The following is a 22,714-nucleotide window of genomic DNA, read 5'->3' on the forward strand; positions in this document are numbered from 1 at the left end:
TTGTCCGAACCTTCGTTCGACGAATTCGCCGCCGCCCATGAGACGGGCCGCGCGTCGCTGGTGGCGACGCGGCTCGTCGCCGATCTGGAGACGCCGGTCGCGGCCTATCTGAAGCTGACGCGCGCGCGGACGGCCAATGTCTTCCTGCTCGAATCGGTGGAGGGCGGCGCCGCGCGCGGCCGCTACTCGATGATCGGGCTCGATCCCGACGTCGTGTTCCGCATCCATGGCGAGAAGGCCGAGATCAATCGCCGCGCGCTGCGTGACGCGAATGCTTTCGAGCCCTGCGCGAAACCGCCGCTCGATGCGCTACGCGAGCTGCTCGCCGAATCTGAGATCGACGAGGTCGCGCATCTGCCTCCCATGGCGGCGGGCGTGTTCGGCTATCTCGGCTATGACACTGTGCGGCTGATGGAGCGCCTCGCCCCGGCCAAGGACGATAAGATCGGCGTGCCCGACGCGATCTTGCTGCGGCCGACCGTCATGGTCGTCTTCGACAATGTGCGCGACGAGATCATCGTGGTGACGCCCGCGCGCCCGGCGGCCGGCGTTTCCGCCCAGGCCGCTTATGAGGCGGCGCTCGCGCGGCTCGATTTGGTGGTCGCGACCTTAGAGGCGCCGCTCGAGCAGCGCGAGGCGGAGGCCGATCCGCATCTTCTCGCCGAGGAGCCGGTCTCCAACACGGCGCCCGGGCGTTTCCTGGAAATGGTCGAGCGCGCCAAAGATTACATTCGCGCCGGCGACATCTTTCAGGTCGTGCTGTCGCAACGCTTCACCGCGCCTTTCGCTCTGCCGGCCTTCGCGCTCTATCGCGCATTGCGCCGCGTCAATCCGGCGCCCTTTCTGTGCTTTCTCAATTTCGGCGATTTCCAGATCGTCTGCTCATCGCCGGAGATTCTGGTGCGCGTCGCCGAAGGCAAGGTGACGATCCGCCCCATCGCCGGCACGCGCTGGCGCAGCGCCGTGAAGGCGGAGGACGAGCGCCTCGCCGCCGAGCTTCTCGCCGATGAGAAAGAGCGCGCCGAGCATTTGATGCTGCTCGATCTCGGACGCAATGACGTCGGCCGCGTCGCCGCGACGGGAAGCGTGCGGGTGACGGACAGCTTCACCATCGAGCGCTACAGCCATGTGATGCATATCGTCTCCAATGTGGAAGGCGCGCTCGATCCCGCGCGCGACTGCATAGACGCGCTCGCCGCCGGCTTTCCGGCCGGCACGGTCTCCGGCGCGCCCAAGGTGCGCGCCATGGAGATCATCGACGAATTGGAGACGGACAAGCGCGGCATTTATGGCGGCTGCATCGGCTATTTCGGCGCCGGCGGGCAGATGGACACTTGCATCGTGCTGCGCACGGCGATCGTGAAAGACGGAAAGATGCATGTGCAGGCGGGCGCCGGCGTCGTCTATGACAGCGATCCCGATTACGAGCATCGCGAGACGGTGAACAAATCCAAGGCGCTGTTCCGCGCCGCCGAGGAAGCCGTGCGCTTCGCAACGCGCGCGCGGCGCGGGCAGTAGAGCCGGAGCGAAAGAGGCGGCGCGTGACCGAGCATACGCTCTATGAGGAGGCGGACGACCCGCACCGGCCGATCCGTCTCGGCGACGCGGGCGCGGCGGGGCAGTCGGCGCGCTGGGGCCATATGCTCACGCTGTTCATGCGCGTCATGGCGCTATTCTGGCTGCTGCAGGGCGTGATGCAATGGGTCATCGTGCTCACCGCGAGCAAGCCCATATTCGACGAGACGCCGACCAACGCCGCCATCGCCGTCGTGTTCTTCGCCGTGCTCGATCTCGTCGCCGGCGTCGGGCTCTGGCTGGCGACGCCCTGGGGCGGCGTGCTGTGGCTGCTCATCGCCGGCGCGCAAATCTTCGTGACCTTGAGCGTGCCGGGGTTTTTCGCCGGCGGCTATTGGCTCATCGCCCTCGATCTCGCGCTCATCGGCCTCTATTTCTTCCTCACCTTCGAGGCCGGCCGCGATTATGAGGCCCAGCGCCTGCGCGAGAAGCGCCGCCGGCGGCGCGGTCCCGAGGCCGAGGCCGTCGACGGCCGCTTCAGCCGCCTGCAACGGCAGGCGCGCGCGCTTCTCGCCCGGCTCGGCCGGTGAGGCGCGCGGCTCACGCCGCGACACGGCTAATACAATTCTAACGATTTGATTCACCACCCATTTACCGCATCGACGGTAGTGGAAGTAAACGACGGATTCAGGCTGTTGTTTAAAGCGGTCTTCATTCGCGGCGGATAGGTTCTGGTCCATCGAGACACGGACCGGACTTTCGAATATCCGGCGCAAAAGACGAGACGGAGCTTGTTCATGAATACGGCGTCGAAGACCGAGGCGGCGCAGGTCCGCTCGGAGAAGATCAACGAAATTCGTCCGATCTATCTCGAATCCCTCACTCTGGTGGAGCGTCTGCACCGCCGGCTGCTCGATGTCATCAAAGACGAGTTCGACCGCCGCAATCGCGGCGACGTCAATTCCGTGCAGGCGCTCCTGCTCTACAATATCGGCGACAAGGAGCTCACCGCGAGCGAGCTGCGCACGCGCGGCTATTATCTCGGCTCCAACGTCTCCTACAATGTCAAGAAGCTCGTCGAGATGGGCTATCTCCACCACGCCCGCTCGCGCGTCGATCGTCGCTCCGTGCGCATCAGCCTCACGCCCAAGGGCAAGGAGGTTCATGATATCGTCGCAGCCCTCTACGAGAAGCATGCGACCACGGTGGAGCAGATCGGCGGCGTTTCCACCGCCGAGTTCCGCACCGTCAACACCGCCCTGACGCGCCTCGAGCGCTTCTGGACGGATCAGATTCGCTATCGCCTCTGACGCTTCCTCCTCCTAGACTTTCTCCGCTCCACTCGGGCGATCTTCGCTTCACGCGTCGATCGCCCTTTTTCTTGGCCGCATATCGCGGATTCCTGGCCGAATGTCGCGGATTTCTGCTATGAGGAACCGTCGCGGACGTCACGTCGATAGCGAGGCCTCTTCCATGCGCTGGTCGCTCACGCTCGGCTCGTTCAAGGGCACGGCCGTCCGCATTCACATCACTTTTCTGCTGCTGCTCGCCTGGATCGGCTTTTCCGCCTATCGCAGCGGCGGCGTGCAAGCAGCGCGCGACAGCGTGATCTTCATCACGCTCATTTTCGCCTGCGTCGTGCTGCATGAGTTCGGTCATATTCTGATGGCGCGGCGCTTCGGCATTCTCTCGACCGAGGTCACGCTGCTGCCGATCGGCGGCGTCGCCAATCTCGACCATATGCCGGAAAAACCCTCTCAGGAATTGCTCGTCGCGCTCGCGGGGCCTGCGGTGAACATCGTCATCGCCACAGTCCTATTCGTTGCGCTCGGCGCCTTCCAGCCGGAGACGCTGACGCAGCTCGACGATCCGCATCTCAATGTCCTCGCGCGTCTCGCCGCCGCAAATCTGTTTCTGGCGCTGTTCAACATGATCCCGGCCTTCCCCATGGACGGCGGCCGCGTGCTGCGCGCGGCGCTCGCAATGTGGCTGCCGCGCGGAAAGGCGACGCGCATCGCCGCCTCCATCGGCCAGGGCTTCGCCTTCGCGCTCGGCTTTTTGGGGCTGTTCGGCAACCCCATGCTCGTCTTCATCGCCATTTTCGTCTACATCGCCGCCAGCGGCGAGGCGCAGATGACCGTGGCGAGCGAAGCCGCGCGCGGCCTCACCGTCGCCGACGCGATGGAGACCCGCATCGCCGCTATTGCCTGGGGCGCCGACCTCGGCGAGGCGGTCGAGACTCTGCTCGCCACCTCGCAGGATCAGTTTCCGGTGGTCGCGGCGGATGGCCGCTTCATGGGTCTGCTCGACCGCTCGGACATAATCGAGGCGCTGAAGGCCGACGACCGCAGCGCGCCGATCGCGCCCCATGTGCAACGCGACGCCCCCACCGTGAGCGCGGCTGCGCCGCTCGACGAGACGATCGAAAAATTCGCCGGAGCCTCGGCCATGGGCGTGCTGGGCGCCGATGGCGCGCTGGTCGGCCTGCTGACACGCCAGAGCATCGGCGAGATCATGCTGATCGCCAATCTGCGGCCGGACTGGCGGCTGGGCCGGCGCGACTAGAGGAGCCGGCTCCCCAGCCGAGCGGGCGCGAATGAATTGACTTGAGCGGCCGAAGAGCCGAAAAAATCGAGCCGCGGTGGGAGAGCAAGCCCACGCCGCCGAGAACCGGACCCAAGCGCGAATGACAAAAGTCACGCTCATCGACAATTACGACAGCTTCACCTTCAACCTCGTGCATTATTTCGGCTCGCTCGGGGCCGAGGTGACGGTCAAGCGAAACGATGCGGTCTCGGTCGCCGAAGTGCTCGCCGCCGGCCCGGAGGCGATCGTGCTCTCGCCCGGCCCCTGCACGCCCAAGGAGGCGGGCATCTGCCTCGATCTCATCGCGGCGGCCTGGGCGAAAATTCCGATCTTCGGCGTCTGCCTCGGCCATCAGTCCATCGGCCTGTCCTTCGGCGGCGATGTGATCCGCGCGCCCCTGCCCGTGCATGGCAAGATGGCGACCATACTGCACAAGGGCGAGACGATCTTCCGCGGCATAGAGGGGCCGTTCCAGGCGACGCGCTATCACTCGCTGATCGTCGCGCGCGAGACTTTGCCCTCCTGCCTGCGCGTCACCGCCGAGACGCCGGATGGGCTCATCATGGGCCTCTCGCATGAGAGCGCGCCCGTGCATGGCGTGCAATTCCATCCCGAGAGCATCACCTCGGAGCATGGGCACAAGATTTTGCGCAATTTCCTCGATCTCGCGCAGGAGTGGAACGCGACGCGACGCCCCGCCAAAGTCGCGTGAATCGCTGCGAGCCTGAAGGCTCGCGGTCCAGAGCCCGCCTTGGACCGCGAGCCTTCAGGCTCGCATCCTTCAACCGAGATCTTCGGCCGTGACCGACCTCAAGCCCTATCTCGCCGCCCTCGCCGCCGGCGCGACGCTCTCCCGCCAGGAGGCGCGCGCGGCGATCTCGACCGTGCTCGAAGGCGGCGCGACGCCGGCGCAGCTCGGCGCCTTTCTGATGGGCCTGCGCCAGCGCGGCGAGACGGTGGACGAAATCATCGGCGCGGCGGAGGCCATGCGCGCGGCGATGGCGCCGGTCGCGGGCGCGGAAGATGCGATCGACATTGTCGGGACCGGCGGCGACGGCGCCGGCACCTATAATGTCTCGACGCTCGCGGCGATCATTGTCGCCGGCTGCGGCGTGCGCGTCGCCAAGCATGGCGGAAGGGCCGCCTCCTCGCGCTCCGGCGCCAGCGATGTTCTGGCGGAACTCGGCGTCAAGGTCGGCGTCACGCCCGAGCATGCCGCAATTTGCCTCGCGCAAACAGGTATTTGCTTCATGGCGGCGGCGACGCATCACCGCGCCATGCGCCATGCCGCGCCAGTCCGCGGGGAACTCGGCCTGCGCACGATTTTCAACCTGCTCGGCCCGTTGTGCAATCCGGCGCGGGTGGAAAAGCAGCTGCTCGGCGTCTCCTCGCGCGCGCTGCTCGAGCCGCTGGCGCGCGTCTTGGCGGAGCTCGGCTCCAAGCGCGTCTGGCTCGTCCATGGCGAGGACGGGCTCGACGAATTGACGACGACCGCGCCCTCTCTCGTCGTCGCGCTCGAGGACGGCGCCGTCAGAGGCTTCGTAGTTTCGCCCGAGGAGGCCGGCTTGGCGCGGGCGGAGCCGCAGGCGCTCGTCGGCGGCGATCCCGCCCATAACGCCCGCGCGCTGCGGGCCGTGCTGGCCGGGGCGCGCGACGCCTATCGCGATATCGCCGTGCTCAACGCCGCGGCGGCGCTGACGGTGGCGGGGGCGGCGGCCGATCTTCGCGAAGGCGCGCAGCTCGCCGCGCGGGCGCTGGACAGCGGCGCCGCGCAGGCGAAGCTCGAGGCGCTCATTCGCGTCTCCAATGCGTGAAGGCGCCGCGCCGCCCGAAAAGACTGCGGCGCGCCGCCGCGCTGGCGGGAAATGCTTCGTGTCCTTCGTGTCTTCGTGGTAGAAAACCTCTTGAAGGCGCGAAGGACCACAAGCGGCATGACCGACATTCTGAGCAAGATCGAAGCCTATAAGCGGACCGAGATCAACGACGCCAAAGTGCGCATGCCGCTGGCGACGCTCGAGCGCAATGTGCGCGACCACGATCCCCCGCGCGGCTTCGTCCATGCGATCGAGGCCAAGCTCGCCGAGGGGCGCATCGCGCTGATCGCGGAAATCAAGAAGGCGAGCCCGTCCAAGGGCGTGCTGCGTCAGGATTTCGATCCGCCGGCGCTGGCGCGCGCCTATGAGGCCGGCGGCGCCGCCTGCCTCTCGGTGCTGACCGACGGCCCCTCCTTCCAGGGCAAGCTCGAGGATCTCGAGGCCGCGCGCAAGGCGGTAAATCTGCCGGCGATTCGCAAGGATTTCCTCTACGACCCCTATCAGGTGTTCGAGGCGCGCGCCCATGGCGCCGATTGCATTTTGATCATCATGGCCGCCGTCTCCGATGAGGAGGCCGCGCGCCTCAACACCACTGCGCATGATCTGCGCATGGATGTTCTCGTCGAAGTTCACAATGAGGAAGAGCTGGATCGCGCTCTGGCGCTGGAGACGCGGCTCATCGGCGTGAACAATCGCAATCTGCATACGTTCGACGTCACGCTGGAGACGACAGAGCGGCTCGTCGAGCGCATTCCCAAGGACAGGATCATCGTCGCCGAGAGCGGCATAACGAGCCATGAGGATTGTCTGCGGCTCGAGAAGGCCGGCGTCTTCACATTCCTCGTCGGCGAGAGCCTCATTCGCAAGGACGATGTGACGACAGCGACGCGCGAGCTGCTGCATGGCTCGGTCAAGGGCGATCACAGGCGGGCGCGCGCATAGATGCTGACGCATCTCTCGAACAAGGGCGAAGCGCATATCGTCGACGTCTCCGACAAGGCGGAGACGAAGCGCGTCGCCATCGCCCGCGGACAGATCGTGATGGACGCCGCGACGCTCGCTCTCGCGGTCGAGGGGCAGGCGAAGAAAGGCGACGTGTTCGGCGTCGCGCGCGTCGCCGGCATTATGGCGGCCAAGAAGACGCATGAGCTGATCCCGCTCTGCCATCCCCTGCCCGTCACCAAGATCGCGGTCGATCTCGAGCCGGACGCCAGCCTTCCCGGCGTGCGCGCGACGGCGGAAGTTTCGGTCACGGGCAAGACCGGCGTGGAAATGGAGGCGCTGACCGCGGTCGGCGTCGCTTTATTGACGATCTACGACATGCTGAAGGCCGTCGATCGCGGCATGCGCATCGAGGGAATCGAGCTGGTCGAGAAGCGCGGCGGACGCTCTGGCGAATGGCGCCGCGACGAAATGGACAAAAATGGCTGACGACAAATTGCTGTCCGTGGACGAGGCCCTCGCCCGCGTGCTCGCCGGCGCGACCCGGCTCTCGGGCGAAGAGGAGGTTTCGCTCTCCAAGGCGCTCGGCCGCACTTTGGCGAAGGATCTCGTCTCGCGCCGCACGCAGCCGCCGGTCGCGGTCTCCGCCATGGACGGCTATGCGCTACGCGCCGCCGATCTTTCAGCGCCCGGCGCGCGTCTGAAGCTCGTCGGCGAGAGCGCCGCGGGCCATGGCTATCACTTGGCCCTCGGCGCCGGCGAGACCGTGCGCATCTTCACCGGCGCGCCGGTTCCCGAGGGCGCGGATACGATCCTCCTGCAGGAGGACGCCACGATCGACGCCTCCGGCGTCGGCGCCGCCTCCCCGCCCCCGGCCGGCCGGCATATTCGCGAGCGCGGGCTCGATTTTCGCGAGGGCGACCCTGCCCTCTTCGCCGGAACGCGCATCGGCCCCAGCGAGCTGGCGCTCGCCGCCGCCATCAATCATCCGCTGCTTCCCGTGGCGCGGCGCCCGCGCGTGGCGCTGATCGCCTCGGGCGACGAGCTGGTTCCGCCCGGCGCCGAGCCCGGCCCGGCGCAAATCATCGCCTGCAATGGCTATGCGGTGGCGGCCATCGCCGAAGCCGCCGGCGCAGAGGTGATCGACCTCGGCATTTTCCGCGACGACATCGCCGAGCTGGAAAAAGGCCTGGAGCAGGCGCGCGCGGCCAAGGCCGATATTGTGGTGACGCTGGGCGGCGCCTCGGTCGGCGATCACGATCTCTTGCGGCCGGCCCTCGCCCGCCAGGGCATGGCGCTCGATTTTTGGCGCATCGCCATGCGGCCGGGCAAGCCGCTGATCCATGGAACGCTGGGCGAGGCGCGCATTCTGGGCCTGCCGGGCAATCCGGTCGCGGCTTTCGTCTGCGCGCTGGTCTTCCTCGGCCCGCTCGTTCGCACGCTGCAAGGTGATCCGCGCGCGGGGGCGGACGAGACCGAGGCCGCCGTCGCCGGCGCGCCGCTGAAGCCCAATAAGGGCCGCCGCGACTATATGCGCGCGACGCTGACGCGCGACGCCGAGGGGCGGCTCACCGCCACGCCGCAGGCTTTGCAGGATTCCTCGCTGCTGACCGAGCTGGCGCGCTCGCAGGCGCTGCTCATCCGCGAAGCGGGCGATGGCGCTGTGGCGGCGGGCGGCCCCTGCCGGATCTTGCGCTTGCCAGGGGCTTTCGTCGCCGAGGCGCCCGGCCGAGAGGACCAACGATCCCCCTCATGCTGAGGAGGCGCCGCAGGCGCCGTCTCGAAGCACGAGGGGCTCCAGAAGGCGGACCGAATGGCTCCGCGCGCTTCGAGACGCCCGCGTCGCGGGCTCCTCAGCATGAGGGAGACTCGGCGGCTTTGTGCGAGATATTGCGAGGCCGTCGCCTGTCTTTCTGGGACGGCGTTGCGCCAGAAGCGGGCCTCGGGAGCAAGCGAGGACGGAACTGTCATTTGACATTTGCTACGACGTCCTGATGATGATCCTCGTTCTATGGAGGATTGAATGGCTGTTAATCATACGCAAAGGGCGGCCCGCGCTTGGCCTATCCTATGTAAGTGTGCGAAGCAGCGCTCTACCATCACTTATGGCGAACTCGCTCTCAGAATCGGAATTCATCATCGCGCAATTCGGTTCGTAGCGGGCGAAATCCAAGAATACTGCATGGTCGAACGTCTGCCAGCGCTGAATGTGCTCATCGTCAATGCACAGTCAGGCATTCCAGGTCATGGATTTGTTGCCCGCCCGGACGACGAGTTAGAAACGGCTTTCGACGAGGTTTTTCAGTTCGATTGGAGCAACGTGCCGAACCCCTTCGACTACGCACGCGATGGAACGACCGAAACCGCCCTTGTCGATGCCATATTGCTGGGAACTGAAAGCCGACGTAAGGAGATTTACTCGAGGGTTAAAGTGCGCGGGGTCTTACAACGTATATTCCGTTTAGCTCTGATGAGAGCCTATGACGGACAATGTGCATTCTGTGGACTTTCTTTCGAGGAGGCGCTTGAGGCAGCGCACATTGTGCCATGGACGGAAGCTACGCACCTGCAGCGTTTGGACCCAGCAAACGGACTTCTATTATGCGCAAATCACCACAGGCTATTTGACTGTGGGTGGATGACACTGGGCATCAGCGGAACGATTCATTATTCTGATCCGCACGCACAGGACGGACCATACACGGCGTCGGATCAGACATCGTCCGTCGCTTTGCATGGTGAGAAGGCTTGGCTGCCTAGCAAGCCTGAGCATCGACCTTCGGTGGAGTCCTTACGCCATCACCATAGCGCTCATGCGTGGGAAGGCCCCATGCTGTGACCGTGTTGGCAACGATGCAGTCGGCGTCCAGAGCACACGAAGGTCGCATTAGGGCCATGTCCAGCCGATCAAGCTAGTCCCATCCATCCACCACGCTGCTCGTGGCGGGCGCCTATCTCCCCCGTTCATGCGCGCGCAGCCGTCAGCCCGCCCAATCCGTCACCATCAGCCCCGGCACGCGCGCGAACTCGCGGCCGTTCGCCGTCACCAATATCGCGCCGCGGCGGCGCGCCTGCGCGGCGATGAGATAATCATAATGGCCGATCGGCCGCCCCGTTTTTTCGAGATCGGCGCGAATGTCTCCGGCGTGACGCGCGTCCTCCTCCTCGAAAGGCAGGACAGCGATCCCCGGCGAGAGAAACTCTGCGAGCAAGGCTTCCATATGAGGCTTTCTATCGCTGCGCGCATAGCCGTAGCGAAGCTCGTACAAAACGATGACGGGCAGGCCGATCTCGACGCGCTGCGTCAGCGCCTCGCCCATGCGACGCGCGACATCGGCGTCGCGGCGGTTGATCACCGCTATGACGACATTGGTGTCGAGGCAGATCATTCGTCGATGAATTTGCGCGGATCGGGAGCGCTCGGCGGATCCTCCGGCGGGCCATCGGGCAGAAAGTCGAGCGCGCCGAGAGCGTCGAGCCGCGCGAACCACGCCTCGACATCGAAAGGCCCCTCGTGAAGCGGCTCCAAAATCACCTTGTCGCCGATCTTGGTGACTTTGACCTCCTTGCCCTCGAAACGGCAGTCCTTGGGCAGGCGCACAGCCTGGCTGCGGCCATGCATGAAGAGCTTGGCTGTGCCGCTCATCGTTGCAACTCCGTATGATATCTACTACATGATAGATATCGCGCGCCGACACATTGGTCAATTCGACCGCCGAGCCGGCGCGCCGCTCGGTTTTTCGTGCTTTCTCCGCGTCTTTCGCGGTAAAAACAATGCTATCGAATCGAGCCGTCATCCCGCCCTGCCCGAGGAGCCCAAACCCGCATGACCGACACCGAAGACGGAGCCGCCACGCCGCAAGAATATGGCGCGGATTCGATCAAAGTGCTGCGCGGCCTCGACGCCGTCCGCAAGCGCCCGGGCATGTATATCGGCGACACTGATGACGGCACCGGCCTGCATCACATGGTCTATGAGGTCGTCGACAACGCCATCGACGAAGCGCTCGCCGGCCATGCGACTCTCGTCACCGTGACGCTGAACGCCGACGGCTCCTGCACCGTCACCGACAATGGCCGCGGCGTCCCGACCGGCATTCACAAGGAGGAAGGCGTCTCCGCGGCCGAGGTCATCATGACTCAGCTGCACGCCGGCGGCAAATTCGACCAGAACTCCTACAAGGTCTCGGGCGGCCTGCACGGCGTCGGCGTCTCGGTCGTCAACGCCCTCTCCGTTTGGCTGAAGCTGCGCGTCTGGCAGGAAGGGCGCGAGCATTTCATGGAATTCGCCAATGGCGATTCCGTCGCGCCGCTCGTCGCGGTCGGCGCCGCGCCGATCGAGGACGGCAAGCCCAAGCGCGGAACGGAAGTCACCTTCCTGCCGTCGCTCGAGACATTCAAGACCGTCGTCGAGTTCGATTATGCGACCATAGAGCATCGCCTGCGCGAGCTCGCCTTTCTGAACTCGGGCGTGCACATCGTGCTCACCGACGCGCGCCATGCGGAACAAAGGCGCGAGGACCTCTATTATGAGGGCGGGCTCGAGGCTTTCGTGCGCTATCTCGATCGCGCCAAATCGCCGCTGATCGGCGCGCCGATCCTCATCCACGGCCAGCGCGAGCACATCAATGTCGAAGTCGCGCTGTGGTGGAACGATTCCTATCACGAGAATATTCTGGCCTTCACCAACAACATCCCGCAGCGCGACGGCGGCACGCATCTGGCGGGCTTTCGCGCCGCGCTGACGCGGCAGATCACCGGCTATTCCGAGCGCTCCGGCCTCACCAAGCGCGAGAAGGTCGATCTGACCGGCGACGATTGTCGCGAGGGCCTCACCTGCGTCGTCTCGGTGAAGGTGCCGGACCCGAAATTCTCCTCGCAGACGAAGGACAAGCTCGTTTCGTCCGAGGTGCGTCCGGCGGTCGAGAATGTCGTCAACGAGCTGCTCGACCAATGGCTGGAGGAGCATCCGCAGGAGGCGAAGAGCGTCGTCTCCAAAGTCTGCGAGGCCGCCGCCGCGCGCGAGGCGGCGCGCAAGGCGCGCGAGCTGACGCGGCGCAAGGGCGCGCTCGATGTCGCCAACCTTCCCGGCAAGCTCGCCGATTGTCAGGAGCGCGATCCGGCGAAGGCCGAGCTCTTCATCGTCGAGGGCGATTCCGCCGGCGGCACGGCCAAGCAGGGCCGCAATCGTGAGTTTCAGGCCGTGCTGCCGCTACGCGGCAAGATTCTCAATGTGGAGCGCGCGCGCTTCGACAAAATGCTGTCGTCCGAGCAGATCGGCACGCTGATAACCGCGCTCGGCACCGGCATAGGCCGCGACGAGTTCAACGCCGACAAGCTGCGCTATCACAAGATCATCATCATGACCGACGCCGACGTCGACGGCGCCCATATTCGCACGCTGATCCTCACCTTCTTCTATCGGCAGATGCCCCAGCTGATCGATCGCGGCCATGTGTTCATCGCGCAGGCGCCGCTCTACAAGGTGACGAAGGGCAAATCGACGCAATATTTGAAGGACGAGCGCGCGCTCGAGGATTATCTCATCGACTCGCTGCTCGACGGCGCCGTGCTCCGCTGCGGCAATGGCGAGGAGCGCGCCGGCAAGGATTTGCGCGCCGCGCTCGAGGATGCGCGTTCGTTCCGCACCATCATGAGCAGCCTGCATTCGCGCTACGACCGCAATGTGGTGGAGCAGGCGACGATGGCGAATGCGCTGCAATCGCCGCCCGACGAAGCGAAAGCGACCGAGGTCGCCGAGCGCCTCAACGCCATAGCGGAGGAGACCGAGCGCGGCTGGACCGGCGAATTGCGCGAGGGCGGCTATGTCTTCCACCGCACTTTGCGCGGCGTCGCGCAAGCGGTGACGCTGGATGCGGCGCTGCTCGCCTCGAGCGAGGCGCGCAAGCTGCAGGAGCGCGCCGAGAGCCTGCGCGAAATTTTTGCCGGCCCGGCGGCGCTGGCGCGGCGCAGCGACGAGACCGCGCTCTCCGGCCCGCTCGCGCTCTATGACGCAATGGCGGCGCAGGGCCGCAAGGGCCTCACCATTCAGCGCTACAAAGGCCTCGGCGAGATGAACGCCGAGCAATTGTGGGAGACGACGCTCGACCGCGAGGTGCGCTCGCTCTTGCAGGTGAAGGTGAAAGAGGCGGCGGAGGCCGAGGATATTTTCGTGAAGCTGATGGGCGACATCGTCGAGCCGCGCCGTGAGTTCATCCAGGAGAATGCGCTGAACGTCGCGAATTTGGACGTGTGATGGCCGAAACGCCCTGCGTCAAAATCTGCAAGATCGACCAGCCGACCGGCTTTTGCATCGGCTGCGCGCGGACGATGGCCGAGATCGCCGGCTGGCGCGACGCTTCCGAGGCGGAGCGCGAGCGCATTCTCGCCGCCCTGCCGGCGCGACGCGCGCGCTTGCGGAAAGAGCCTCACGCCTCGCCGCAGCCGAAGCGGTCATGAAGCAGAAGAACGCCTTCGGCTGCGCGGCGCGGGTTTCGCAAGGCTGGGCGGGGCGCCCACTTGCCAAGGGCGGAGCGTTCAGCCTATAGCTGATCCAATCGCCGGCGGACGGCCGCAGGAACGGGACCTGCGCGAAAAAGCGCTCGATCTTTTTGATTGTATTCCAGAAAACTTCTTCCCTCTCGCGACCTGCCGCCGCCAATTCATCCCTCGACCGAAAGGCGAGACATGACGAAAATTCTGCCGGTCATAATGTGCGGCGGGGCAGGCACGCGCGTATGGCCAGAATCGCGGGAGACGCTCCCGAAACAATTCATTCCGCTCGTCGGCGAGCTGTCGACCTTCCAGACGACCATTCAGACGCTGTCGGACGAGGCGTTCGACAAGCCCGTCATCATCTCCAACGCCGATTATCGCTTCCTCGTCACCGATCAGCTGCGCGCCATCGGCGCCTCGGCCGATGTCGTCCTCGAGCCCACCCGGCGTGATTCGGCCGCCGCGGTCGCCGTCGCCGCCGGCGTCGCCGCGCGCCGCTCGCCGCAGACCATCGTCGTCGTGCTCGCCGCCGATCATGTCGTGCGCGACCCACGAGGCCTCGTCGCTCTGTGCAAAAAAGCGGCGGCCGCCGCCGCGGACGGCTATATCGTCACGCTCGGCGTCAAGCCCGACAATCCGGCAACCGGCTATGGCTATATTCGCACCGGCGAGCGCATCGCCGGCGATGTTTTCAACCTCGAGGCCTTCGTCGAGAAGCCCGATCGCGAGACCGCGCAGCGCTATATCGACGCCGGCTATTTGTGGAACAGCGGCAATTTCATCTTCCGCGCCGATGTGATGCAGGCGGAGATCGCGCAATTCGAGCCGGCGATCGCCGATGCGGCGGAAAAGGCGATCGACGCCGGCCGCAGCGATCTCGATTTTTTGGTGCTGGACGCAGAATCTTTCGCCCGCGCGCCCAAGACCTCCATCGATTACGCCGTGATGGAGAAGACGCGCAAGGCCGCGGTGATCGAGGCCGACATAGGCTGGTCGGACGTCGGCAATTGGCGCGCCGTGTGGGAGCTGACCGAGCGCGACGAACAGGGCAATTCTGTGCGCGGCAATGGCGTCGTGCGCGATTCGCGCAATGTGCATGTGCGCTCGGACGAGACGCTGACGACCGTCGTCGGCGTCGACGACGTCATTGTGGTGACGACGCCGGATGCGGTGCTGGTGCTGGGTCACGAGCATGGCGACAATGTCAAGCAGCTCGTCGATCAATTGAAGCGCGAGAACCGCCGCGAGGCGGGCGAGCACAAGCGCATCTTCCGCCCCTGGGGCTTCTACCAATCGGTCGATTCCGGCGATCGGCATCAGGTGAAGCGCATTGTGGTGAAGCCGGGCGCGCGCCTGTCGCTGCAGAAGCATTTTCATCGCGCCGAGCATTGGATCGTCGTCAAGGGCACGGCCGAAGTCGGCCGCGACGAGGAGACGCTGCTCGTCCATGAGAACGAGTCGGTCTATCTGCCGATCGGCTGCATTCATCGCCTGAGCAATCCGGGCAAGATCGACCTCGAGATCATCGAGGTGCAGACCGGCTCCTACCTCGGCGAGGACGATATCGTGCGCCTCGCCGATTTGTATAGCCGCGCCTAGATCGTCTATAGACGGCCGCTCGGCCGATGTTGAAAGCCGCGAAAGTGGATTGAATTAAGAGGGGTGCATGACGAAACGCGCGCTGCTGACGGGCATTACCGGACAGGATGGGGCCTATCTCGCACAGCTTCTGCTCGGCAAAGGGTATGAAGTCTATGGCGTGATCCGCCGCTCCTCGCATCGCGGCGTCGAGGACCATCGCCTGCGCTGGCTCGGCGTCGCCAATGACGTGCAGCTGCTCGACGGCGATCTCGGCGATCTCTCCAGCCTGCTGCGCATCGTCCAGGAGGTGAAGCCCGACGAGGTCTACAATCTCGCCGCGCAATCCTTCGTCGCCTCCTCCTGGCGCCAGCCCATTCTCACCGCCAACATCACCGCCGTCGCCGTCGCCAATGTGCTCGAGGCGCTGCGCCTCGGCGCCCCCGGCGCGCGCTTCTATCAGGCCTCCTCCTCCGAGATGTACGGCCTCATTCAGGAGCCGATGCAGAGCGAGAAGACGCCCTTCTATCCGCGCTCGCCTTACGCCGTCGCCAAGCTCTACGGCCATTGGATCACGGTCAATTACCGCGAGAGCTTCGGCATGCACGCCTCCTCGGGCATTCTCTTCAACCATGAGAGCCCGCTGCGCGGCATAGAATTCGTCACCCGCAAGGTGACAGACAGCGTGGCGCGCATAAAGCTCGGCCTCGCCAAGGAGCTTCGCCTCGGCAACATAGACGCCAAGCGCGACTGGGGCCATGCGCGCGATTATGTGCGGGCCATGTGGCTGATGCTGCAGCAGGAGACGCCGGACGATTATGTGGTGGCGACGGGCGTCACCACCACAGTGCGCGACATGTGCCGCATCGCTTTCGCGCATGCGGGCCTCGATATGGAGGCGCATGTGGTGATCGATCCGAAATTCTACCGCCCGGCGGAGGTCGATATTCTGCTCGGCGACTCGAGCAAGGCGCGCAAGGCGCTGGGCTGGGCGCCCGAGACCTCGCTCGACCAGCTCATCCGCGAGATGGTGGACGCCGATCTCGAGCGGCTGAAGCAGGCGAAAGCCTGAGGGCGCACGTGACCGGGTCGAAAAGTGAGCAGCGAGACGGCGTGGCCTTGTCCTCGGACAGCCTCGCCGCTTTCATTTCTACGAAAGGCGCGGAGCTGCAATCGCTGCGCACGCGCGACGGCGTGGATTATCTCTGGGCCGGCGAGCCGAGCTGGCCCAAGCATAGTCCGCTGCTGTTTCCGATCGTCGGCCGGCTGGCGCAGGACCGCTATGATTATCGCGGCCACAGCTATGCGATGACGAAGCACGGCTTCGCGCGCGACAGCCTGTTCTCCATCGTCGAGGCCTCTCCGCATTCGGCGCGTTTCGCGCTGCGCGCCAGCGACGCGACGCGCGCGGTTTTCCCTTTCGAGTTTCTGCTCGAGGTGGAATTCACCCTCGACGGTCCGCGTCTCGACATTCGCCATGGCGTGACCAATCTCGGCGACGCGGACATGCATTTTTCCATCGGCGCGCATCCGGCCTTTTGCTGGCCGCTCGGCGACGCCCCCAAGGCGCAGAGCCGCATAAATTTCGAGCGCCATGAGCCGGCGCCGATCCGCAAGCTCACCGGCGGGCTTCTCGGCCGCATGAAGGATTCGCCCGTCGAGGGGCGAACGCTGCCGCTGCGGGAGGAGCTGTTCACCGATGACGCGATCATCTTCGACACTCTGGCGAGCAAAAGCCTCGTTTATTGCTGCGGCAGCGGACGATCCGTGCAAATCGCCTGGGAAGGCTTCCAGCATCTCGGCCTCTGGTCCAAGCCGGGCGCGGATTTCCTCTGCATAGAGCCGTGGCATGGCTATGATTCGCCGGTCGGCTTCGCCGGCCAGCTCGACGAGAAGCCCGGCATCGCGCATGCGCGCCCCGGCGAGACGCGCGATTTCACTCTGCGCATAGAGATAGACTGAGCATGGGCGTCGCCAAGCGCCATGCGATCAAGCTGCTGCGGCGCTCGCTCGGCCTTCCGACCGGCGATCTCGACATCGTCGGCCGGCTGGACGGCGCCGCCGATGGCGTCGTTCACGGCTGGGCCTATTGTCCCGCCCATTCGGGCCGGCGCGTGCTCGTCGATATTTTCGCCGATGGCGTCTTCGTCGCCCAACAATTGGCGGATCGGCCGCGCGACGATCTCGCCGCCCATGGTTTCGGCGACGGCCGCCACGGCTTCGACGTCAAAATTCCGTCCGCTCTCCTGCGCAGCGCCGAGACGCGAATTCGCGTCCTCGCCCTCGCCGAAACACCGCTCGAGCTGACCGCGACGGAAGGGCGCCCGCTCCTCGCGCGTCGCCTCGGCCGCGACGATTATCTGCGCGCGACTTTCGCAGGCGCCTTTGGCGACGGAGCCCTCGCCGGCGACGACGCCGCGCGCGCCGCGCGCTCGCCTCTGCGCAGGACGGAGCTTTTGTTCGCGCCGACGCCCGTCCCCGCCCCGCCGCCTATTCTCGGCGAGACGCTCTGCGCCTATCTCGACCAAAATCGCTACAAATGGGACCTCGCCGATAAATTCGATGCGACCGTCTCGATCGCCGATCGCGAGGCTTTTCTCGCGCATTATGTCGAATTCTACGGCCGCGCGCGCCGCCCTCTGCGCATACCGCTCTCCGCGCGCGACATAGACTTTCTCTATGAAGGGCCGACGGCGCAGGATCGCCTCGCGCCGAGCCGGGCGATGCGCCTCTTCACGCAGACGCCTCGAGATGCGAGCGCGGATGCGCGGCTCGAGGAGATATTCCGCTGGGCCGCTTACGGCGCCGCCGCCTTCAATGTCGAGGATTGCCTCATCGCGCCGGCGCATGAGGCGCTGCTGCGCTCACATGAGGACACGGGCGCGCGCTTCCCGCTCTCTGTTTTCATGACGCGCTTTCTCGACGCGCATCCGATTCTGCGCGGCGCCGATCTCGCGCAGGAGAGCGAGCGGCGCGCGGCCTATTTCGCCGTGCTTCTCTTCGCCGCTCGCGCGCCGCATTATCTGCGCTTTATTCCGCCAGATTGGCTCGAGACGTTTTTGACGCCGCAGGCGGGCGCCGCGCCCTTCGATGAAGAGTCGCGACGCCTCTTCGGCGCCCGCGGCGTCGATATCGCGCATTGGCGCACCGCGATCGAGACACTGGGCTATGATTTCGGCGCGCGGAGCTTTCGTTCGCGCACGCCCTCCGGCCATCGCGCGCATTCGGCGACGCTGCCGGCGCCGGGCGGCGAGAGCGTGGACATTCAGCTCATCGGCCCTTTCAGCCGGCAGCTCGGCATAGCGGACAGCTGCCGCGCGCTCGCCGCCGCGCTCGAGCGCCTCGATTATTCGCTGCGGCTCTGTGACTTCACTCTCGATTATCCCAATCGCATTCGCGAAGACGCCGCGCCGCTGCCGACGACGCTGCAACGCGCAAAGATCAATATTCTCCATCTCAATCTCGAGGAGCTGCCGAGCGCCATCGCCTATCTGCCGGACATATGGTCCGAGGGCCGGCTCATCGGCTTTCCCTATCTCGAGATGGCGACGCCGCATCCGGCGCAAATGCTCGGCCTGACGCTCGTCGACGAGCTCTGGTCGGCCTCGGACTTCACAAAAGATACGCTGGCCGTCCATCGGCCGACTCGTACGGTCGGCACATCGGCGCGGCCCGTGCGCAAAAAGGGTCGCGCGGCGGCGCGCACGCTCGCCTATGCGGACATTGCGCGCGCCGACGAATTCGTCTTTCTCGCCTCCTGCGATGCGCTCTCCGGCGTCTATCGCAAGAATCCGCTCGGCGTGATGCGCGCCTTTCTCGCCGCCTTTCCGCACGAGGCGAAAGTCAAGCTCGTCATCAAGACGCATAGCGTCGATCGCGTGCGCGCGCCGCGCGAGATGGATGTGTGGCGCTCCATTCGCAATGTCGTGGCCGAATGCGATCGTATCGCGCTCGTCGATCGCATTCTCGACGATGAGGAGCAGATGGCGCTGATCGAAGGCGCCGATTGCTATGTCTCGCTGCATCGCGCCGAGGGCTTCGGCTATCATATGCTGGAAGCGATGGCGCTGGAGACGCCGGTGATCGCCACCGCCTATTCCGGCAATATGGAATTTTGCGACGATCGCACGGCGTTTCTCACGCCCTATCGCCTCGTTCCGGTCGGTCCTGGCGAATATCCGCGCATGCGCGGCGATCAGCTCTGGGCGGAGCCCGATCACACGGGCGCTGTCGCGGCGATGCGCGCCGTCTTCCATGACCGCGCGGCGCGCGAGGCCAAGGTCGCCGCGGCGCGCCTGCTCGCCGAGACGCGCTTCTCGACCGACGCTTTCGCGCAACGGCTCGACGCGCGCATAAAGGAGATCATGCGTCGCGGCGCGTTCCGCTGAGCAGGCCGCGCGCGCTCTTCTCGAGCGCCATGCCCGCTAGCATGGCGACGACGAAGAGGATGATCTGCGGATCGAGAAAGGCGAGATCGACGATCGCCGGTCCGGGACAGACGCCGCCGAGCCCCCAGCCCACGCCGAATATGGTCGAACCGAGCAGCAGCGGCGCGTCTATGGCCTTGCTCGTCGGCAGGCGCATCTCATCGCCGAGCAGCGCGCGCGAGCGGGTTCGGGCGAAGCGAAAGGCGATCAGCCCGACTCCTATGGCGCCGCCCATGACGAAGGCGAGCGACGGATCCCAAGCGCCGGCTATGTCGAGAAAGCCTTTCACCTTGCTCGGCAGAATCATGCCGGAGACGCGGAGTCCGAGGCCGAACAACAGGCCGATGGCGAAAGCGGCTATGGTCGATCTCGTCATGGCTCAACCCATTATGTGACGCAGAATGAAAACAGTGAGCGCGCCGCTCGTCATGAAGGCGGCGGTCGCGGCGAGCGCGCGCGGCGACAGGCGCGACAGGCCGCAGACGCCATGCCCGCTGGTGCAGCCGCCGCCGAGCCGCGCGCCGAAGCCGACGAGCAATCCGGCGAGGATGGTCGCGCCATAGCCTATGTCGAAGATCGGCGTTTGCACCGCGCCGAGAAGACGTAGAAGCGCGGCCGATGCGAAGAGGCCGAGGACGAAGGCGAGGCGCCAGGCCGCATCGCCCTTTACGGGTTGCAGCAGCCCGGCGACAATGCCGCTGATCCCCGCTATGCGTCCGAGCAGCAGGATCAGGAGGCCGGCGGCCAGCCCGATCGCAACGCCGCCCGCCGCCGCGCTCCACGGCGTGAAATTGGCCCAATCGATCTGCATCCTCGTCCCCCGTTCCCCGCCTCGGCTCAATAGCCGCGCGCCGATCCCGCCGCGGAGCGCGGATCATTGACGCCGGTCATCGCGCCTTCGCTGATCTCTATCGCCTCCGATGCGCCGAAGGGCGCGTGATCTTCTATTCTATGCCCCATCGCCTCGAGCCGCCGGCGCGTCTCCGCCGAGAGCGCGCCGGGCTCGGACAGCACGACATCCGGCAGCCATTGGTGATGAAGGCGCGGCGCCGCCACCGCCTGCGCCAGCGACATGTGATGATCGATGACATTGAGCGCCGTCTGCAGCGTCACCGAGATGATGCGCGGCCCATTGGGGCTGCCGAGAACCAGCGCGACCTTGCCATCCTTCATCACAATGGTCGGCGACATGGAGGAGAGCGGCCTTTTGCCGGGCGCTATGGCGTTGGCGCTTCCCTGCACGAGGCCGAAGCCGTTTGCGGCGCCGGGCGCGGCGGAAAAATCATCCATCTCGTCATTGAGCAGCACGCCCGTCTCGGGCGCCATCACCTGCGCGCCGAAATAGCCGTTGAGCGTATAGGTGACGGAGACCGCGCCGCCCTCGCCGTCGACGATGGAATAATGCGTCGTCTGCAAACGCTCGCGCGGCGCGGCGCCTTGCGCGAGATCGACGGAGCGCGTCGCATGATCGGGAGAAATGCTCGCGCGCAGCTCCGCCGCATAGGATCGCGAGGTGAGACGCGCGACGGGATTGCTGACGAAGTCGGGATCGCCGAGCGAATTATTGCGATCGAAGAAGGCGCGACGCTCCGCCTCGACGAGAAGATGCGAGGATTGCGGCGTGTGAAAGCCGAGCGCGGCGAGATCATAGCCTTCGAGAATGTTCAATATTTCGCACAGCGCGACGCCGCCCGAGCTCGGCGGCGCGGCGGAATAGAAATCATAGCCGCGATAGACGCAATGAATCGGCGTGCGCTCCATGACCTCATAGATCGCGAAATCCTGCTCCGCGATCACGCCATTTTCGGCATGCGCGGCGCGCTCGATCGCCTGCGGAATGCGCCCCTCATAAAAGGCGCGCGGCCCCTGCGCCGCGATCTCCCGCAACAAACGCGCGAGATCGCTCTGAATCAGCCGATCGCCCGCCTGCAGAGGCGAGCCGTCGGCGCGGGAAAAAATCTTCGCCGCCGCGGGATTGTCCTTCAGCCGCGTCGCCGCGCGCAGCACGCGAATATCGGCCTCCTCGAGAACAAACCCCTGCTCGGCCAGCGCGATCGCCGGCGCGATGATTTTCTCGCGCGGCAGGCGGCCGTATTTGGCGTGGGCGGTCTCGAGGCCCATCACCGTCCCCGGAACCGCCACGGCGCGATAGCCGTTGCGGCTCGCATCCTTGTCGACGGCGCCCTTCGCGTCGAGAAAGAGATCGGCGCCGGCGGCCGCGGGCGCGGTCTCACGAAAATCCAGGAAGCGCGCGCCCTGCCCCGGCAGCTGCGCCAGCAGAAATCCGCCGCCGCCGAGATTGCCGCAGCACGGATGCGCGACGGCCAGCGCATAGCCGACGGCGACGGCGGCGTCGATGGCGTTGCCGCCCGCCTTCAATATGTCGAGCCCGATGTCGCTGGCGAGATGATGCTCGCTCACCACCATTCCGCGCCGCCCGGTCGCGACCGGCTCGGCGGCGGCGGCGAAGGCGAGAGCGGAAAAGCAGAGAGCAAGAATAGATCGCATTCGCACGTCGCTCATTGCCCGCCGCCTATTCCCGCCGGCGGGCCGATGAGCACGAAGCCGCGGCTGCGTCCTTCATTGCCGGCGTCGACCGTGTTCATCGCGTCGAAGAGCTCGGCGGCCGCGATCCACACGGGCGGATATTTGTAGCGCGCGACATCGAGCAGCAGGAAGCGATCCGTCTTGGCGTCATAGGCGGCGAGCGGCGAAATGTGCCCGCTGCGCGTCTGGCCGAGCGCGGCGCGCTGATAATTGACGACGACATGCCGCCGCTTGCGCGAGAGCTGCTCGATCGCGCTGGCGCGAAACGCCGCGAGCGAGCTCTGCGCCGCATGCGTGACCTTCGCCTCGAGGCCGAAGCTGGCGACGAGGCCGCCGAACTCGTCCAGCGTCATGCCCCGGCGCAGAATGTTCTCCTGCTTCACCACCGCCTCGGTCTTCTCGCTGAACAGATTGTCCTGCGAGAAGCTCCCCGGCCCCTCGCCGCCGGCGGGCGCGGGAATGTCGAGCGCATTGAGCAGCATCGCCAGAGTGGCGACGCCGCAGAAGGAGCCGTTCTTCTGCGTGACGAATTCCGACGAGAGCGGCCAATAGGCCTCGCGCGCCTCCGATTCGAGAAACCATTCGCGCCCCTGCGCGCTGCGCAGATCGACGAGATTATCCGAGAGCGGCAGCCGCTCCGCCAGCGCCGGCGAGACTGCGGCGGCGATTGCGCAAAAGAGAAGCGCGAAAATGGCGGTCATGCGCCGCTGCGGGATCGGCCGTTTCGTCATTTCGTCCTCGAAAGCAGCGGGAGCGCGGGCGCGGCGCGGGAAGCGCGATGAGCCCATGCAATTCTTGTCCCGCAAAGGC

At 65.7% G+C, this 22,714-nt stretch carries 22 protein-coding genes; 16 read left to right on the forward strand and 6 right to left on the reverse strand.

From position 1 onward, the window contains the following. From trpE to EDE12_RS10175, 10 genes are all read left to right on the forward strand, one after another. A complete protein-coding gene (gene trpE, locus EDE12_RS10130) occupies window positions 1-1,518 on the forward strand; it encodes an anthranilate synthase component I (RefSeq protein ID WP_026598931.1) in 1,518 nt (505 codons plus the stop codon). A gap of 23 nt (window positions 1,519-1,541) precedes the next feature. Further along, entirely contained in the window at window positions 1,542-2,105 is a 564-nt protein-coding gene (locus EDE12_RS10135) for a DUF6163 family protein (protein ID WP_024880412.1), read from the forward strand. 207 nt (window positions 2,106-2,312) lie between these two features. Next, a complete protein-coding gene (locus EDE12_RS10140; RefSeq protein ID WP_018266040.1) occupies window positions 2,313-2,825 on the forward strand; it encodes a MarR family transcriptional regulator in 513 nt (170 codons plus the stop codon). A gap of 163 nt (window positions 2,826-2,988) precedes the next feature. Continuing rightward, complete coding sequence (locus EDE12_RS10145) at window positions 2,989-4,080, forward strand: site-2 protease family protein (protein ID WP_026598932.1); 1,092 nt, start codon at window positions 2,989-2,991, stop codon at window positions 4,078-4,080. A gap of 121 nt (window positions 4,081-4,201) precedes the next feature. Beyond that, complete coding sequence (locus EDE12_RS10150) at window positions 4,202-4,813, forward strand: aminodeoxychorismate/anthranilate synthase component II (RefSeq protein WP_024880414.1); 612 nt, start codon at window positions 4,202-4,204, stop codon at window positions 4,811-4,813. 88 nt (window positions 4,814-4,901) lie between these two features. Next, window positions 4,902-5,915 carry an anthranilate phosphoribosyltransferase gene (trpD, locus tag EDE12_RS10155; RefSeq protein WP_026598933.1) on the forward strand — a complete coding sequence of 338 codons (1,014 nt, stop codon included), beginning with the start codon at window positions 4,902-4,904 and terminating at the stop codon, window positions 5,913-5,915. 117 nt (window positions 5,916-6,032) lie between these two features. Continuing rightward, on the forward strand, window positions 6,033-6,857 hold the full coding sequence (gene trpC, locus EDE12_RS10160; protein WP_026598934.1) for an indole-3-glycerol phosphate synthase TrpC: 825 nt from the start codon (window positions 6,033-6,035) through the stop codon (window positions 6,855-6,857). Next, window positions 6,858-7,346 (forward strand): cyclic pyranopterin monophosphate synthase MoaC, encoded by a 489-nt coding sequence (moaC, locus tag EDE12_RS10165; RefSeq protein WP_026598935.1) that lies wholly within the window; start codon window positions 6,858-6,860, stop codon window positions 7,344-7,346. Beyond that, on the forward strand, window positions 7,339-8,616 hold the full coding sequence (gene glp, locus EDE12_RS10170; RefSeq protein ID WP_051592507.1) for a gephyrin-like molybdotransferase Glp: 1,278 nt from the start codon (window positions 7,339-7,341) through the stop codon (window positions 8,614-8,616). The genes moaC and glp overlap by 8 nt, the downstream gene beginning before the upstream one ends. A 423-nt stretch (window positions 8,617-9,039) precedes the next feature. Continuing rightward, entirely contained in the window at window positions 9,040-9,696 is a 657-nt protein-coding gene (locus tag EDE12_RS10175; protein WP_166671849.1) for an HNH endonuclease signature motif containing protein, read from the forward strand. A gap of 142 nt (window positions 9,697-9,838) precedes the next feature. Here the strand turns inward: EDE12_RS10175 and EDE12_RS10180 are convergent, their stop codons facing one another. Continuing rightward, a complete protein-coding gene (locus EDE12_RS10180; RefSeq protein ID WP_026598936.1) occupies window positions 9,839-10,246 on the reverse strand; it encodes a type II toxin-antitoxin system VapC family toxin in 408 nt (135 codons plus the stop codon). After that, complete coding sequence (locus EDE12_RS10185) at window positions 10,243-10,503, reverse strand: AbrB/MazE/SpoVT family DNA-binding domain-containing protein (RefSeq protein WP_026598937.1); 261 nt, start codon at window positions 10,501-10,503, stop codon at window positions 10,243-10,245. The genes EDE12_RS10180 and EDE12_RS10185 overlap by 4 nt, the downstream gene beginning before the upstream one ends. 180 nt (window positions 10,504-10,683) lie before the next feature. Between EDE12_RS10185 and gyrB the strand changes: the two genes are divergently transcribed. The 6 genes from gyrB (at window position 10,684) to EDE12_RS10215 (ending at window position 19,318) form a co-directional block, all read left to right on the forward strand. Continuing rightward, window positions 10,684-13,113 carry a DNA topoisomerase (ATP-hydrolyzing) subunit B gene (gene gyrB, locus EDE12_RS10190; RefSeq protein ID WP_026598938.1) on the forward strand — a complete coding sequence of 810 codons (2,430 nt, stop codon included), beginning with the start codon at window positions 10,684-10,686 and terminating at the stop codon, window positions 13,111-13,113. Next, window positions 13,113-13,316 (forward strand): DUF1289 domain-containing protein, encoded by a 204-nt coding sequence (locus EDE12_RS10195; protein WP_026598939.1) that lies wholly within the window; start codon window positions 13,113-13,115, stop codon window positions 13,314-13,316. The genes gyrB and EDE12_RS10195 overlap by 1 nt, the downstream gene beginning before the upstream one ends. Window positions 13,317-13,544: 228 nt before the next feature. Beyond that, a complete protein-coding gene (locus EDE12_RS10200; protein WP_026598940.1) occupies window positions 13,545-14,951 on the forward strand; it encodes a mannose-1-phosphate guanylyltransferase/mannose-6-phosphate isomerase in 1,407 nt (468 codons plus the stop codon). 67 nt (window positions 14,952-15,018) lie between these two features. Continuing rightward, on the forward strand, window positions 15,019-16,002 hold the full coding sequence (gene gmd / locus EDE12_RS10205; protein ID WP_024880421.1) for a GDP-mannose 4,6-dehydratase: 984 nt from the start codon (window positions 15,019-15,021) through the stop codon (window positions 16,000-16,002). A 41-nt stretch (window positions 16,003-16,043) separates the two neighbouring features. Then, window positions 16,044-16,892, forward strand: a complete 849-nt coding sequence (locus EDE12_RS10210) for an aldose 1-epimerase family protein (RefSeq protein ID WP_026598941.1) — start codon at window positions 16,044-16,046, stop codon at window positions 16,890-16,892. 2 nt (window positions 16,893-16,894) lie between these two features. Beyond that, the gene (locus EDE12_RS10215; RefSeq protein ID WP_026598942.1) at window positions 16,895-19,318 is read left to right on the forward strand and encodes a glycosyltransferase; all 2,424 of its coding nucleotides are present in this window, start codon (window positions 16,895-16,897) and stop codon (window positions 19,316-19,318) included. On the opposite strand, the gene EDE12_RS10220 is transcribed toward EDE12_RS10215, so the two are convergent. Genes EDE12_RS10220 through EDE12_RS10235 form a run of 4 tightly spaced genes read right to left on the reverse strand, consistent with a single transcriptional unit; the run spans window position 19,293 to window position 22,635 of the window. Continuing rightward, window positions 19,293-19,733, reverse strand: a complete 441-nt coding sequence (locus tag EDE12_RS10220) for a YeeE/YedE family protein (protein WP_026598943.1) — start codon at window positions 19,731-19,733, stop codon at window positions 19,293-19,295. The two genes, EDE12_RS10215 and EDE12_RS10220, sit on opposite strands and share 26 nt — an antisense overlap. Window positions 19,734-19,736: 3 nt before the next feature. After that, window positions 19,737-20,168 carry a YeeE/YedE thiosulfate transporter family protein gene (locus EDE12_RS10225; protein WP_026598944.1) on the reverse strand — a complete coding sequence of 144 codons (432 nt, stop codon included), beginning with the start codon at window positions 20,166-20,168 and terminating at the stop codon, window positions 19,737-19,739. 26 nt (window positions 20,169-20,194) lie between these two features. Next, window positions 20,195-21,865, reverse strand: a complete 1,671-nt coding sequence (gene ggt, locus EDE12_RS10230; RefSeq protein WP_026598945.1) for a gamma-glutamyltransferase — start codon at window positions 21,863-21,865, stop codon at window positions 20,195-20,197. 11 nt (window positions 21,866-21,876) lie between these two features. Further along, the gene (locus EDE12_RS10235) at window positions 21,877-22,635 is read right to left on the reverse strand and encodes a phytochelatin synthase family protein (RefSeq protein ID WP_084768635.1); all 759 of its coding nucleotides are present in this window, start codon (window positions 22,633-22,635) and stop codon (window positions 21,877-21,879) included. Window positions 22,636-22,714: the final 79 nt, after the last annotated feature.

The sequence above is a fragment of the Methylosinus sp. sav-2 genome, assembly GCF_004366495.1.
Classification (GTDB): Bacteria; Pseudomonadota; Alphaproteobacteria; order Rhizobiales; family Beijerinckiaceae; genus Methylosinus.